Here is a 15,135-nt window from a genome sequence, read left to right as displayed (position 1 = left end):
TTCAGTCCTATTTAAGTTAGTAACGCTAGAGTCACAAAAAACTACAATTCTAAGGAAATCACTCAACTATGCGTAAAAGTTTTATAGCCATCGCCATTGGCGCCACTTTGATGACAGGCGCACTCGCAGGCTGCAGCACTCAAGAGACTAAAGCGACGAATGTGACCGCAGTTCAAGCCCAAAATCCTCTGTTCCAAGCCAGCACGCTGCAATACCAAGCACCTGATTTCAGTGTCATTAAAGATGAGCATTTTCAGCCCGCATTAGAGCAAGGCATTAAAGAGCATTATCAAGAGATTTTGGCCATTGCCAACAATCCTGACGCCCCAACCTTCGACAACACGATTGTCGCCATGGAAAAAAGCGGTGCCCTGCTGACCCGTGCATCGAGCGTGTTTTATAACCTCGCAGGTTCAAACAGCAATCCAGCCCTGCGTAAAATCCAAGGTGAGATGGCGCCCAAAATGGCGGCTCACTCGGATAACATCAACCTCAATCCAGCACTATTCGCCCGTATTGAAACCATTTATAACGACCGCAATAACTTAGGCTTAACGCCTGAAGCGGTTCGTTTGGTTGAGGTGTATCACCAACGCTTTATCATGGCCGGCGCTAAACTGACCGATGAGCAGAAAGTGAAGATCCGCGCGCTGAACGAAGAGCAATCGACACTGACCAACGAGTTCTCACAACGTTTACTGCGCTTAACCAAAGAAATCGCCATCGTTGTCGATAACAAAGAACAACTGGCCGGCCTGACTGACAGCGAAATCACCTCGGCAGCAAACGATGCCAAGGCCGCAGGCCACGAAGGTAAGTACCTAATCAACATCACCAACACCACTCGCCAGCCGGTGCTCGCCTCTTTAGAGAACCGTGAACTGCGCCAACGCATTTGGGAAGCCTCGGCAAACCGTGGCTTAACGGGTGAAAACGAAACGGCCTCTTTAGTGTCTCGCCTTGCGCAATTACGTGCCGAGCGTGCCGCCCTATTAGGTTATGAAAACTGGGCTAGCTATCGCCTCGCACCACAAATGGCGAAAACGCCTGAAGCGGTATACAACATGTTTGGTTCAATGGTGCCTGCCGTCGTCGCCAATACCGAGAAAGAAGCGGCCGATATCCAAGCGATGATCGACAAGACTGGCGGTAAGTTTGAACTCGCGCCATGGGACTGGGAATTCTACGCCGAGAAGGTTCGCCAAGAGAAATATGCCCTCGATGCCAATAGCATTCGCCCTTATTTCGAATTTAACCGCGTACTCGAAGACGGCGTGTTCTACACCCTCAAAGAACTCTATGGCGTCACCTTAAAGCCGCGCCCAGATTTACCCGTGTACCACCCGGATGTGAAAGCCTACGAAATGTTTGATGCCGATGGTTCAAGCATGGCGATTTTCTACGCCGACTATTTTGCCCGTGAAGGCAAACGCGGCGGCGCATGGATGAGCTCGTTCGTGGGTCAATCTTTCCTCGAAGGCACTAAGCCTGTCGTGGTCAACGTGATGAACATTAAGAAGGCACCAGAAGGACAACCGACCTTCGTCAGCTATAACGAAGTCACCACTATGTTCCACGAAATGGGCCACGGTACCCACGGAATGTTCTCTAAGGTGACTTACCCAAGCTTGGCGGGTACTTCTGTCTCCCGTGACTTTGTGGAATTCCCATCAACCTTCGAAGAAGACTGGGCAGCCCACCCTAAAGTATTAGCCAACTACGCCAAACACTACGAAACTGGTAAGCCAATTCCCGATGATTTGCTGCAAAAACTGCTCAAATCCGGCAGCTTTAACCAAGGCTTCGATACCTTAGAGTATATGGCTGCGGCGCTCGTCGACATGGAATGGCACTCATTAAGCCCTGATGCCCCACTGCAAGATGTGGCGACATTTGAAGCCAATGCGCTGAAAAAACATGGCTTAAATATCACCGCCGTACCACCACGTTATAAGTCAACTTACTTTGCCCACGCCTTCCCGGGTGGTTACTCAGCAAGTTACTACGCTTACATGTGGAGTGAGATTTTAGCGGCAGATGCCTACGCTTACGTGCAAACTCAAGGTGGCTTAAACCGTGAAATCGGCATGAAATACCGCAAGACCATTCGCGAAGTGGGCAACAGCATTGCACCAATGGAAGCTTACAAAAACTTCCGTGGTCAAGAGCCTACCACCGAAGGGTTATTGAACCGCCGTGGACTCAACACCGCCCTGTAATTTGGGATGTATGATAGATAAAAAATCAGCCAGCATAATGCTGGCTGATTTGTTTTGAGTGTTCAGTAAATTCACAATGAAGACTCGCGAATAAAGCGCTCGCTTACGTCAGGCTTATTTCGCGTTACTTTGGGATTTGAGTCGTAACCACACAATGCTTAAGACAAACAGCACGCCACAAGTCAGCAGTCCCGCATTCACCGATTCTGTAAAGCCAAGCACCACATAACCCACCATACTGATCAGCGCCACAATCACAGCGTAAGGCAACTGAGTCACAACGTGGTCGATATGGTGACAGCTCGCGCCAGTTGACGACAAAATCGTAGTATCCGAAATCGGTGAGCAGTGATCACCAAATACCGCGCCCGCCAAAACCGAAGCCAGCATAGGTAACATCATGGCTGTATGGCTGCCCATCGCCATATCCGCGGCAATCGGTAGCATAATACCGAACGTGCCCCAACTGGTGCCGGTAGAAAACGCCGTTAGACCCGCTAACACAAACATCAACGCAGGTAAGAAGGCAAAGGGAATGTTGCCTGTGGCGAGGCTTGCCATAAACTTACCGGTTTCAAGCTGGCCAATCACGCCGGCAATGGTCCAAGCAAATAACAGGATGTAAATCGCAGGCAGCATAGAGCGAGCGCCCTGCACCACGCCTTTGACGACCATCGACTTTTCAACGCCTTGCACTAGGTTAAGTACCAGCGCAACTGCTAAACCAATCAGGGCACCAAAGAACAGTGATGAACTCACATCGGTTTTTTCAAAAGCTGAAATAATATTAAATTCAATACCTTCTTTCGCTAATACCTGGGCACCGCTGTCGATCATAAAATACAGGGTCGCAAATACCAGCACGGTAATAGGTAAGAATAAACCGAGGATTTTTCCCGTTTCGGCTTCGGGTAAATCGGCATTCGCCCCGGGTGGTAATCCTTTATTCTCATCATATAAATTACCGCGCTGCGCATTTAATTCATGCTCACGCATAGGGCCAATATCTAAGCCCATAAATGCAACACAAAGTAGTAATAATAAAGAGAAAATAGCGTAGAAATTCATAGGGATCATTTGAATAAACACACTCAAATGACCAGAATCAGCAAAACCGTGGGCGGTTAATATGCCGCCGATTAGCGCAATAATATAAGCGCCCCAACTGGATACCGGCGAAATAACACAAACTGGCGCCGCCGTTGAATCTAATAAATAGGCTAACTTAGCGCGAGAAATATAATAACGGTCGGTGACGGGCCTTGCGACAGAACCCACGACTAAGCTATTGAAATAATCGTCAATAAAGACAACACAGCCTAAAAACATGGTCAGTAATTTGGCATCGCGTTTATTGCGAATATGCAGGCGCGCCCAATCGGCAAATGCCCTAGCACTACCACTAACGGTAATTAATGCCGTGATCATCCCTAATACAATTAAAAAGCCGAGAATGTATAAATTCCAAGAATTTACGCCATCTTCTGACCAAAAAAGTCCTTTTACACTGTTAACTAAAAACTCACCGCTGGCCACAGGTGAAAATTGATTGAGTAATAATACCCCAATCACAATACCTAAACCGAGGGAAAGGAGAACGCGGCGAGTGAAAATCGCCAACACAATTGCGACCACAGGCGGCAGCAGAGAAAGTGCCGAATCGGCGTAACTTACTACAGTCATTGATTATTTCTTCGTCAAAATACGAATGGAGGGCGACTGAACTGGTGGGAAAAGGCAATAGATACCCAAGATCACCTGTCCTATCAGTAGCGCTCCATAGTAACTATTCCTAATATCCGTATCAGAAAATACTATGGCAGTGTTGTACCTATTCGGCACAACCCCAGCAGTTGATCGTGATAAATCAAACCACTTCGGCACCAAATCCTTTCGTGAACGATCAACGGAATCACCCTACTGATCACTACTGATATTTGGTGCGCCTCTACTTCTAAGAACGCCCTTGCACGGGCGTGAGGCACATAAAAACATAAGCGGCTAAGCAGTTGCCACCGCAAAGCCGCTTACTTTGACTTAGATCACAGATAAAATCAACCTAGAGTTGCAATCAACTCTGGAACGGCGTCGAACAGGTCAGCTTCGAGACCATAATCGGCCACTTGGAAGATTGGCGCTTCAGGATCTTTGTTTATTGCCACAATCACCTTAGCGTCTTTCATCCCAGCTAAATGCTGAATCGCACCCGAAATCCCCACGGCGATGTAGAGGTTTGGTGCCACAATCTTCCCGGTTTGCCCCACTTGCAGATCGTTAGGCACAAAGCCTGCGTCAACCGCGGCGCGAGATGCCCCAACAGCAGCACCGAGTTTGTCCGCCAATTGCTCTAACATACCGAAGTTTTCACCGCTGCCCATACCACGGCCACCAGAAACGATAATGCCCGCATTACCTAACTCTGGACGCGCAGAAACGGTCAATGATTGAGACACAAACTGAGTCTTGGCTTCAAACACTTTATCTAAGGTGGTAACTGCAGCACTGTTGCCCTGCGCCGCCGCATCGAAGGCACTGGCACGGACTGTCATCACTTTAATCGCGTCATGGCTTTGTACTGTCGCTAAAGCGTTACCTGCGTAAATCGGGCGAACAAAGGTGTCGCTGCTCACTACGCCAATCACTTCAGAAATTTGCGCAACGTCTAACAAGGCAGCCACACGTGGTAGCGTATCTTTGCCAGCGCTCGATGCTGCAGCGAGGATATGGCTGTAGTTTGGTGCTAAATCCACCAGCAATTTAGCTACGTTTTCGGCTAAATGCGCTTCATAGGCGCTGTTATCGGCGACCAATACTTGAGCGACGCCTTGTAGGGCTTGCGCAGCTTGCGCCACGGCGCCACATTGGTGGCCAACCACCAATACATGTACATCATCACCAATTGCACGCGCTGCGGTGACAACCTTTGCGGTATCCAGTTTCAGTGCCGCATTATCGTGTTCTGCTAATACTAAAATGGCCATTTAGATCACCTTCGCTTCATTCTTTAACTTTTCAACCAGCTCAGCTACAGACGCAACCATGATACCCGCTTTACGTTCGGCAGGCGGCGTCACCTTCACCACAGTTTGATGGGCTTTTAGCGTCACACCTAAATCCGCAACAGTGAGCACATCTAATGGCTTACGTTTAGCTTTCATGATGTTAGGTAATGAAGCGTAACGAGGTTCGTTCAAACGTAAATCGGCTGTCACCACGGCTGGCAATGGCAGACTTAAGGTTTGCATCCCGCCATCGATCTCGCGAGCCACTTGCACTGAATGGCCTTCTACTTTGATTTCAGAAGCAAAAGTTGCTTGTGGCATATCCGTTAATGCGGCAAACATTTGACCTGTTTGGTTATTATCGCCATCGATAGATTGCTTACCAAACAGCACTAATTGCGCTTGTTCTTTTTCTTGTACGGCTTTGAGTAATTTGGCAATCGATACTGGGGTTAACTCTTCTTCAGTATCAATGTGAATCGCACGGTCAGCACCTAATGCTAACGCGGTACGTAATTGTTCTTGAACGGCTTTATTGCCGATACTGACGACCACTACTTCAGTAGCACTGCCCGCTTCTTTTAAACGAACCGCTTCTTCTACTGCAATTTCACAAAAAGGGTTCAACGCCATTTTGAGGTTTGCGGTATCAACGCTGGTGTTGTCAGCTTTTACCCTGACCTTCACATTGGCATCAACTACGCGCTTAACAGGCACCAATACTTTCATAGGGTTTCCTTCCTACACTTTCATGTACATGGACAAAACATTGGTCATCACCAATGCAGGATAGAGCCACTTTACGTCCTGTTAACGTTAACGTCAACTAAACTCAAACGCCTGTTTGCATTTTTTAAGACTGTGGTATTGGCCACATTTTTGAACACTTATCTGCCATATTTAAAAAGTTCAAAAATTAAATAATATTTAATTTCTGTTTATTGCATAATTTTATTTGATTCGAACAATATTAGTTTCTATCATTTAGCTGTTGTTCACCATTATCCTGTAATAAAAATAGAGTGGGACGAAAATAGATATGAGCGAATTTTTAGAGATATTAACTCACGGTCGTCGTTTTAAAGCTGCGGTAAAAGATCTCAGCGTTGAAGAACTGCGTGATTTAGCGGCTAAGCTAGATAAAATTTTAGTTGAGCGTGAGTCAATGGAGGCAGAAGAACAGCAAGCTATTGCTGCGCGTAATGCCAAAATCGAAGAAATCCGCCAACAAATGGAAGCAGTTGGTTTATCAATCGACGACTTAGGTGGCGTAGCAGTTAAAGCTGCAGGTAAAAAACGCGCTCCACGTCCAGCAAAATACCAAATTGAAGTTAACGGCGAAGTGATCCAGTGGACTGGTCAAGGTCGTATGCCAACGGTATTTAAGAACGAAGTCAATAAAGGCCGTTCTATGGATGATTTCTTAATCTAATCCAATACAGTGTTTGTAATAGCCGTTTGCTATTACCACTGAGTAACATAAAAAAGCTCGTGCCCTGCGAGCTTTTTTATGCCTGAATGAATCCCCGTCATTGCATTCGAGCAAATGCTTAAATTGCGTTACAATTCAGCTTTAGTATTTACATCTGCTTTGGGTTACTCTTTATTCACCCTCCGTCTAAGTGAATAAAAAATGCAGATAAACAATAAGATAATAATAAGCTGCGGCATTATAAGTAGTTTGGTATCCCACAACATTTTTGCCGAGGCCAACCCCATCTCCCCCGTCAATAAGTTAACGGCCTTCACTAATGCTGAATTAATCATGGCGCCAGGGAAGCGACTCACAAATGCCACCTTATTAGTAGAAAATAATCGGATCAAAGCCATTATTGAAAAAGGGGATATTCCAGAGGCAGCATTAAAGGTTGATCTCAGTGGCTATACTATCTATCCCGGTTTTATCGATCCCTTTACCGATTATGGTATCGAGTTTGAATATCCCAAATTGGGGCTGACTCGTCCGGTATATGATATTAAACGTATCGGTGGCAATGCCGAAAATGGCGCAATTCACGCTGAAAAAGAATGGTTTAATTACGTTTACCCAAATAAAGAACGCGCACGTGATTGGATCAATAACGGCTTTACCAGCGTACAAAGCAGTAAACTCGACGGTATTTTCCGCGGTACGGGTGTTAGCCTTTCATTAGCCGATAAAACCGCTAATGAGGTGATTTATCGTGCTCGCAGCCAACCTTTTATGGCCTTCGATAAAGGTACGTCTGAACAAGACTACCCCAATTCTCTGATGGGCAGTATTGCACTTATCCGACATACCTTTGCCGATGCTAACTGGTATAACCAAAATAAGCACAAATCGGTTAATAGTTCAGCAAATCCTCAAATTGAATTTAATATCGCCTTCGAACGCTTAGATAACTTAGCCGAGAAACAAATCGTCTTTGAAACAAAAAACCTCAACGATCTGCTGCGCGCCGCTAACCTGCTTAAAGAACATAAACAGCCCGCCAACTTACTCGCGAGTGGCCAAGAATATGCGCGTATCAATGAGTTAAAGGCCCTGAATTACCCTCTGATCCTGCCGCTCAACTATCCGCAGGCATCGGATGTGGGTACCGATGATGCCGATCGTGAAGTCAGCCTTGCAGAACTCAGACAATGGGAACGCGCGCCCACAAACCCAGCTGCAGTGGCTAATGCGGGCATCCCTTTTGCGTTTACCCAATTTGGCATTAAGACCGAGGCATTTTGGCCTCGCCTACGTCAAGCCATCACCCAGGGACTGAGTGAGGACAATGCCCTCGCCGCGCTGACAACTCAAGCCGCCGAAATGGCGGGTACGGCCGACTTCGCCGGTAAACTTGCCCCCGGCTATATGGCCGACTTTGTGATTACTAAGGGCAATATCTTTAAAGATGGCCAGATTTACAGTGTCTGGCTGCAAGGCGAAGAGCAGTCCATTCGCTCACTCCCACAAGCCAAACTCTTGGGCGATTATCAGCTCACGCTGAATAATCTCACCTTAGATCTAAGCCTTGAAGAAACGGGCAAAGCGGGCAAAACCGCCTTCCAAGGTCAGCTGAGTAGTGGTGAGAAGAGCATTACACTCACCAATCTTCAGCTTGAAGACGACGGCCGCGTAAGCTTTAACGCCGATTTAAGTGATGCGGGCATTCATGGTATCAGCCGTTTTACCCTCTGGCTCGCTAAAGATGGCATTCAAGGCCGTATGGTGGACGCCCAAAGTCGCAGTATTAATGTGGCGGGTATTGCTATCGCTTCGAGTCTAAATACAAAGCCTACCGATACGCCCAAAACCGAGGCTGCAGCGACTTTAGTGAGTCAACTCACCTACCCTAACGTTGCCTATGGTTTGAGCGAGGCGCCAAAAGCCGAAAAACTCCATATTAAAAATGCCACCCTGTGGACCTCGGATAAACAGGGCATTTTGGAACATGCGGATCTGTTAATGGCCAATGGCCGAATTGAAAAAATCGGTCAGCAACTCAGCACACCTTCGGGTTATCAAGTTCTCGATGCCACGGGTAAGCACTTAACTGCGGGTATCGTCGATGAGCATTCCCATATTGCTATCAATGGTGGCACGAATGAAGGTACAGATGCAGTCACCTCTGAGGTGCGGATTGGCGATGTGATCAATTCCGAAGATATCTCCATCTACCGTGCACTCGCGGGCGGTGTCACCAGCGCACAATTACTCCATGGCAGCGCTAACCCAATTGGTGGCCAATCCCAGTTAATAAAGATGAAATGGGGTGAGAGTGCTGAGCAGCTTAAATTTGCCAATGCCCCTGCCAGTATCAAATTCGCCCTTGGCGAAAACGTCAAACAGAGTAACTGGGGCGAGAAATTTGTTCAGCGCTTCCCGCAGACTCGCATGGGCGTAAAAGCTTTATTTGAAGAAACCTTCGATGCCGCAATCGCCTATGAGAAGGCGCTGAAGGACTATGATGACTTACGCAGCAGTGAGAAGAAGAAAACCATTGCGCCGCGCCCAAGCTATCGCCTGCAGGCGGTTGCCGAAGTGTTAAAGCAGCAGCGCGATGTGCATATCCACTCCTACGTGCAGTCAGAAATCTTAATGTTCCTGCGATTAGCCGAAGCCTATCACTTTAAGGTGCAAACCTTTACCCACGTACTCGAAGGTTACAAGGTTGCCAGTGAACTGGCCGCCCATGGCGCAGGCGCCTCGACCTTTGCCGATTGGTGGGCCTATAAATTTGAAGTCTATGATGCAATTCCACAAAACGCCTGCCTAATGCAAAAACAGGGCGTGCTCACCAGCATCAACTCCGACGACTACGAAATGCAGCGCAGACTCAACCAAGAAGCGGCTAAGTCAATGATGTATTGCAATATGTCTAAAGAAGATGCTTGGAATATGGTGACCATCAACCCGGCAAAACAACTCAGGGTCGATGAGTATGTTGGCTCACTCACCCCTGGCAAAATGGCCGATATCGTGCTTTGGAACGCCGAGCCGCTGTCGATTTACGCCAAGGTGACCCAGGCCTGGGTCGAAGGCAAACGCTACTTCGATCGCGACCAAGACCAGCTTGCCCAGCAGCAGGTCGTCGCAGAGCGCGCCGCCCTTATCCAAAAAATTCTCAGTAGTGATGATAATGCCAAGGCGGGTGAGAAAGTCACTCCGCTTAAGGAACCACAATGGCACTGCGATACCCATTATCAGGCTTGGGGCCAACATCATCAGGGAGCAAAATAATGAAGCACTTACCCACAACCTTGCTGCTGTCGACACTGACCATCACCTTGTCCGTGCAGGCACATAATCTCATCCCTACGCCTAAACAAACTCACGGTGTGTTGATTAAAAACGCCACTGTGCATACGGTCAGCCAAGGGGTTTTAACCAATACCGATGTGTTGATTGAAAACGGTAAAATCAGCGCACTAGGGCCACAGTTAAGCGCCAATGAGGCTGATGGCCAAGCGCAGATCATCGATGCCACGGGCAAACATTTATACCCCGGCCTTATCGCACTCGATACCAGTCTTGGTTTAGTCGAAATCGAGATGGTACGTCCAACAGTCGATAATGCAGAAGTCGGAGATTTTAATCCGCAAATTAGCGCGGCAACGGCTTACAACCCGGATTCAGAGCTGCTGCCAACCATTCGTTACAATGGCATCACCCACGCACAAATCGTCCCCAGTGGCGACGGACTCGCGGGCCAATCTGTGGTCGTGGATCTCGATGCTTGGACGATTGAGGACGCCCTGCAACCAAGCGAAGGCCAATTCCATGTTTACTGGCCGCAAATCAAGCGTATGCCAGAGGATGAAAAGGAAAAAGCTAAGGCCATTGAGAAAAATCAGCAGACAATAGATAAACTGACCACAGCCTTTGAGGATGGCTATCGCTACTTTTTAAGCCATAAGGCAAAGGATTCGGCCAAGAAAACCAATTTACGTTGGCAGGCCATGTTGCCCCTGTACCAAGGTAAGGCCACGCTTTTTGCCCATGCGGACAGCGTCAGCCAAATTGAGCAAGTCATTGCCCTAACTAAAAAATATCAATTTAAATTGGTGATTGTCGGTGGTTATGATGCATGGCGACTAGCGTCAAGCTTAAGGGAAGTGAACGCCAGTGTGATTTATCCGCACACCCTGAGTCTGCCCAAACGTATAGATGAACCCGTGGATTTGCCCTTTAAAATCCCTTCGTTGCTGGCAAGTGCGGGCATTCCCTATGCTCTTGGATTTTCATCGGATTGGAACAGTCGTAACCTCCCCTATGCCGCGGGCTACAGTGCCGCTTACGGCGTCACGCCCGAGCAAGCATTAAAATCGGTAACCTTAGATGCAGCAAAACTGCTGGGGATCGCCGATTTAGGGGCCATCGCCGTCGGTTATCAGGGCAGTGTTGTGCTGAGTGACGGGGATATCCTCGACCCCATGAGCAACAAAATTGATGCGATCTGGATTGAAGGACGGCAAATAGATCTGAATAATCGCCACCAGCAGCTTTATCAAAAGTATCTTAAGCGCTAGAATTTGCTCAGATAAATCGCTCGATACCGCGCAGTCCGTTGGACTGCGCTTATTTACCCTTAATCTCAGGTCAAACCATGAAAATCATCCTCTCAAGTGCATTAGTGCTACTGCTTAGCGCCTGTGCCAGCGATTACAGTTTTAACAGCAATTTGGACGGCGAGGCGATTAATGACTACTTCAAGGCGGGAGATGTCACGCTGTTTGAGGGCGATAGTTTGCCTAATGGCCATTACGAATTAAAAGGTTTGGTACAGGGTGAATCTTGCCAAGCCGATGTGAATGCAGTGCCCGCTTCCTTAAGTGAAGCCCGAACCGAAGCCCGCCGCGCAGCGGCCGATAAAGGCGCCAATGGCATCATCATCAAACAATGCGTGATGATGGAAGAAGCAGCCCAAGGTTGCGTCAGCCGTGCCCTCTGCGTTGGCCAAGCCATCAAAATGGCCTCTGCCGACTAGTTCAACGCGTGTATACTGCACGCCAATATTGATGTACTTAACAACCTAGACCATCTGCGTTTGGGTTGTTGCCCTTGCTTTAGGTATTTTTTGCATGACATTTACCAACCAGATTACCGCTGTCGCCACTTGCCGTACTCCCTATAAACAAAAATTTGGCATTCCACGGCAGCCCGGTTTGGTGGAGGCGCGCGGTTATGTTGAGCTGGAGCCCCATGTCAATCATCTCGATGCCGTGCGCGGTATCGAGCAATATTCCCACCTTTGGTTGTTGTTTTGTTTCCATGAGAATCTCGCCCAAGGGTGGAAAACGACTGTACGCCCGCCCCGTTTAGGCGGCAATGAAAAACTCGGCGTATTCGCGACTCGCTCGACCTTTCGCCCGAATGGCATAGGTCAATCCGTGGTCAAACTCCATGGGGTGGTGCAACATAAAGGCAAAGTGTGCCTAGAGATTTCGGGCATGGACCTTGTCGATGGCACGCCCATTATCGATATTAAGCCCTATATTCCGTTCTCGGATTCGATTGAAGGTGCCGTCGGCGGTATCGCGCAAGAAGCACCAAAACTTATCAGCGTGGTGTTTTCCGAACTCGCCGCAACCCAGATTGATGCCTACAGTAAACAGGACGCCTATACCGATTTAGCCGTACTCATCCACGGCGTGCTGGGGCAAGACCCTCGCCCAGCCTATAAAAAAGCCAAAGATGACCCTAAGTTATATCAAGTGGCTTTGTATGATTTAGATATCTTTTGGCGGATGGCGGTCGATGAGGATGAGCGGGAATACATTCAGGTATTAGAACTCAAACCGGGGAAATGTGGCTAAATGCAGACGCCAATCACAACGGCCTTACCTGATTATCAAAGCCAACATAAAAAGCGTCTGTCTTGGATGCCCTGGCTGTATTTCTCACTGAAGGAAAAACACTTACTCTGGGCCAAACCTTGGCAGGATGAAGTACAAGCCAACCTTTGCGCCCTCGAAACCGTGACCATTGGCGAAAACTGTTTTATTGCGCCCGAAGCACAGTTATTTGCCGAGCCCAATCGCGATATCAAAATCGGTAATCGCTGCATGATTGCCGCTGAATGCTTTTTGCACGGCCCTATCACGCTCGGTGATGAAGTTGCCATCAATCACGGCTGCTCCTTCGATGGCGGCCGAGTTGGCATTCAGATTGGATCCCAAACCCGCATTGCTAACCACGTCACTATTTATGCGTTTAATCATGGCATGGCGCCCGATACCCCCATTTATCAACAAGCCTCAAACTCTAAAGGCATAGTGATAGGTAAAGATGTGTGGATTGGCGCACAGGCAGGGATAGTCGATGGTGTCACCATTGGAAACCATGCCGTAATTGGCATGGGCTGTATTGTCACTAAAGATGTTCCCGCATGGGCCATCGTCGCCGGCAATCCCGCTCGAGTGATTGGCGATAGGCGGGATAAATAATCCACTTAGCTTTATCTGTATGCATCGCCCTCTGTGGCGATGCGGCATACTTTGTAAAATGAAAACGGCCATTTGTCTGCAGCTGATTGAATTTAACCTCAATCCATAGGTGACATCATCGAAGCAGGTGATAAAATGGCGCCCATTCAACTCAAATTTGGACATCGGTAATGCGCGTTAGCAAATACCTACTTTCTACTCAAAAAGAAACACCTGCGAATGCAGAAGTCATTAGCCATCAATTAATGCTACGTGCGGGTATGATCCGCCGTAACGCTTCAGGTCTATACAGCTATTTGCCCACGGGCCTGCGTGTATTGCGTAAAGTCGAAGCCATTGTTCGTGAAGAAATGAACAAAGCAGGCGCGATTGAAATCCTTATGCCTATGGTGCAACCGGCTGATTTATGGGTAGAAACGGGTCGTTGGGACAAATTTGGTCCTGAGCTGCTGCGTTTTAAAGACCGCCATAACCGTGACTTCGTTCTAGGGCCGACCCACGAAGAAGTGATCACCGATTTAATCCGTAAAGAAGTTAGCTCTTACAAGCAATTACCGCTGAATCTTTACCAAATCCAGACCAAATTCCGTGACGAAGTGCGCCCACGCTTTGGCGTAATGCGTTCGCGCGAGTTCCTGATGAAAGATGCGTATTCTTTCCATCTGGACGTGGATACCATGAATGAAACCTATGAGGCCATGTATCAAGCCTATAGCAACATTCTGTCGCGCATGGGCTTGGCCTTCCGCCCAGTTTTAGCGGACACAGGTTCTATCGGTGGCAGCATGTCACACGAGTTCCACGTATTGGCGCAAAGCGGTGAAGACTTAATCGCCTACTCTACTGGCAGCGACTATGCCGCTAACATCGAGAAAGCCGAATCACCAATTCCAACCGAAGCGCGTGGCGCGGCAACTGAAGAACTACGTTTAGTCGATACGCCAAATGCGAAAACTATTGCAGAGTTAGTTGAGCAATTCGGTTTAGATATCACTAAAACAGTGAAAACCTTGATTGTGAAAGGTGCGACGGAAGAAGCCCCACTGGTAGCGCTGATTGTACGCGGCGACCACGAGCTGAACGAAATCAAGGCTGACAAGTTAGATTTAGTGGCATCACCATTAGAATTTGCCCCAGAAGCCCTGATCCGTGACGCCATTGGCGCTGGTCCTGGCTCATTAGGCCCTGTCGGCCTGAACATGCCTATCATCATCGACCACAGTGTTAGCGTGATGAGCGACTTCGCCGCTGGCGCTAACCAAGATGACAAACACTACTTTGGCATCAACTGGGAGCGCGATCTGCCACTGGCACAAGCAGCCGATATCCGTAACGTGGTTGAAGGCGAGCCAACACCCGATGGTTTAGGCACTTACGCGATGGCGCGTGGTATCGAAGTGGGTCATATCTTCCAACTCGGTACTAACTATTCTAAATCGATGAATGCGACTGTTCTCGATGAGAACGGTAAATCACAAGTGCTGCTGATGGGTTGTTACGGTGTGGGCGTGAGCCGTATCGTGGCGGCAGCCATTGAGCAAAACTTCGATGATCGCGGCATTGTATGGCCAGAAGCCATTGCCCCATTCAGTGTAGGCATTCTGCCAATGAATATGCACAAATCACACCGCGTGACCGATATCGCCGAGCAGTTATACAAAGACTTGAATGCTGCGGGTATCGATGTGCTATTGGATGACCGTAAAGAGCGCCCAGGCGTCATGTTCGCGGATATGGAACTGATTGGTATTCCACACACTGTGGTGATCGGCGATCGCAATATCGACGCTGGCGTATTTGAATACAAAAACCGCCGCACCGGTGAAAAGCAAGATGTGCCATTCGACCAAATCGTCGATTTCTTAAAGAATCTGCAAGCTTAAGCGAAGGCTTACTGCGCCGAACTTAGTGCGCCGACACAGTCCGTTTGAGCAGATGCTTAAATAAGATTCTCGCGATATAAATGCAAACGCACTTGAGTCTCCCTCAAGTGCGTTTTT

The 15,135-nt window shown here is 48.3% G+C and carries 11 protein-coding genes and 1 riboswitch; of the genes, 8 read left to right on the top strand and 3 right to left on the bottom strand.

The window, feature by feature from the left end; translation table 11 throughout:
• Positions 1-68: 68 nt before the first annotated feature.
• Positions 69-2,219: a M3 family metallopeptidase gene (locus tag CBX96_RS08845; protein ID WP_109286431.1), complete on the top strand. Its 2,151-nt coding sequence runs from the start codon at positions 69-71 to the stop codon at positions 2,217-2,219.
• Positions 2,220-2,333: 114 nt separating this feature from the next.
• Here the strand turns inward: CBX96_RS08845 and CBX96_RS08840 are convergent, their stop codons facing one another.
• From CBX96_RS08840 to CBX96_RS08830, 3 genes are all read right to left on the bottom strand, one after another.
• The gene (locus CBX96_RS08840) at positions 2,334-3,902 is read right to left on the bottom strand and encodes a Na+/H+ antiporter NhaC family protein (protein WP_109286430.1); all 1,569 of its coding nucleotides are present in this window, start codon (positions 3,900-3,902) and stop codon (positions 2,334-2,336) included.
• Between the two features lie 79 nt (positions 3,903-3,981).
• Positions 3,982-4,178, bottom strand: a riboswitch (Lysine riboswitch).
• Between the two features lie 95 nt (positions 4,179-4,273).
• The gene (locus CBX96_RS08835) at positions 4,274-5,200 is read right to left on the bottom strand and encodes an electron transfer flavoprotein subunit alpha/FixB family protein (protein ID WP_011622137.1); all 927 of its coding nucleotides are present in this window, start codon (positions 5,198-5,200) and stop codon (positions 4,274-4,276) included.
• Positions 5,201-5,950 carry an electron transfer flavoprotein subunit beta/FixA family protein gene (locus tag CBX96_RS08830; RefSeq protein ID WP_011716473.1) on the bottom strand — a complete coding sequence of 250 codons (750 nt, stop codon included), beginning with the start codon at positions 5,948-5,950 and terminating at the stop codon, positions 5,201-5,203.
• 310 nt (positions 5,951-6,260) lie between these two features.
• On the opposite strand from CBX96_RS08830, the gene CBX96_RS08825 reads away from it, so the two are divergent.
• The 7 genes from CBX96_RS08825 (at position 6,261) to CBX96_RS08795 (ending at position 15,018) form a co-directional block, all read left to right on the top strand.
• Complete coding sequence (locus CBX96_RS08825) at positions 6,261-6,653, top strand: H-NS family nucleoid-associated regulatory protein (RefSeq protein WP_011622135.1); 393 nt, start codon at positions 6,261-6,263, stop codon at positions 6,651-6,653.
• Positions 6,654-6,854: 201 nt separating this feature from the next.
• Complete coding sequence (locus CBX96_RS08820; protein ID WP_109286429.1) at positions 6,855-9,929, top strand: amidohydrolase family protein; 3,075 nt, start codon at positions 6,855-6,857, stop codon at positions 9,927-9,929.
• Complete coding sequence (locus tag CBX96_RS08815) at positions 9,929-11,218, top strand: amidohydrolase (RefSeq protein WP_109286428.1); 1,290 nt, start codon at positions 9,929-9,931, stop codon at positions 11,216-11,218. Before CBX96_RS08820 ends, CBX96_RS08815 begins: the two co-directional genes overlap by 1 nt.
• Positions 11,219-11,295: 77 nt before the next feature.
• Complete coding sequence (gene rcsF, locus CBX96_RS08810) at positions 11,296-11,676, top strand: Rcs stress response system protein RcsF (protein ID WP_109286427.1); 381 nt, start codon at positions 11,296-11,298, stop codon at positions 11,674-11,676.
• Between the two features lie 94 nt (positions 11,677-11,770).
• Entirely contained in the window at positions 11,771-12,505 is a 735-nt protein-coding gene (gene tsaA / locus CBX96_RS08805) for a tRNA (N6-threonylcarbamoyladenosine(37)-N6)-methyltransferase TrmO (RefSeq protein ID WP_109286426.1), read from the top strand.
• Positions 12,506-13,135, top strand: coding sequence for a DapH/DapD/GlmU-related protein (locus tag CBX96_RS08800; protein ID WP_109286425.1), 630 nt, complete (start codon positions 12,506-12,508; stop codon positions 13,133-13,135).
• A gap of 170 nt (positions 13,136-13,305) precedes the next feature.
• Entirely contained in the window at positions 13,306-15,018 is a 1,713-nt protein-coding gene (locus CBX96_RS08795; RefSeq protein ID WP_109286424.1) for a proline--tRNA ligase, read from the top strand.
• The last annotated feature ends 117 nt before the right edge of the window (positions 15,019-15,135 follow it).

This window comes from Shewanella sp. BC20, from assembly GCF_003129585.1.
Taxonomy (GTDB): Bacteria; Pseudomonadota; Gammaproteobacteria; order Enterobacterales; family Shewanellaceae; genus Shewanella; species Shewanella seohaensis.
The sequence above is the reverse complement of the archived record's forward strand: the minus strand, read 5'-3'. Positions and strand labels throughout refer to the sequence as shown.

Bases quoted from the DNA above. Each gene is read 5' to 3' on its own strand.
- rcsF (WP_109286427.1), top strand. From the start codon at position 11,296: ATGAAAATCATCCTCTCAAGTGCATTAGTGCTACTGCTTAGCGCCTGT.
- CBX96_RS08815 (WP_109286428.1), top strand. From the start codon at position 9,929: ATGAAGCACTTACCCACAACCTTGCTGCTGTCGACACTGACCATCACC.
- CBX96_RS08825 (WP_011622135.1), top strand. From the start codon at position 6,261: ATGAGCGAATTTTTAGAGATATTAACTCACGGTCGTCGTTTTAAAGCT.
- CBX96_RS08820 (WP_109286429.1), top strand. From the start codon at position 6,855: ATGCAGATAAACAATAAGATAATAATAAGCTGCGGCATTATAAGTAGT.
- CBX96_RS08845 (WP_109286431.1), top strand. From the start codon at position 69: ATGCGTAAAAGTTTTATAGCCATCGCCATTGGCGCCACTTTGATGACA.
- tsaA (WP_109286426.1), top strand. From the start codon at position 11,771: ATGACATTTACCAACCAGATTACCGCTGTCGCCACTTGCCGTACTCCC.
- CBX96_RS08835 (WP_011622137.1), bottom strand. From the start codon at position 5,200: ATGGCCATTTTAGTATTAGCAGAACACGATAATGCGGCACTGAAACTG.
- CBX96_RS08830 (WP_011716473.1), bottom strand. From the start codon at position 5,950: ATGAAAGTATTGGTGCCTGTTAAGCGCGTAGTTGATGCCAATGTGAAG.
- CBX96_RS08800 (WP_109286425.1), top strand. From the start codon at position 12,506: ATGCAGACGCCAATCACAACGGCCTTACCTGATTATCAAAGCCAACAT.
- CBX96_RS08795 (WP_109286424.1), top strand. From the start codon at position 13,306: ATGCGCGTTAGCAAATACCTACTTTCTACTCAAAAAGAAACACCTGCG.
- CBX96_RS08840 (WP_109286430.1), bottom strand. From the start codon at position 3,902: ATGACTGTAGTAAGTTACGCCGATTCGGCACTTTCTCTGCTGCCGCCT.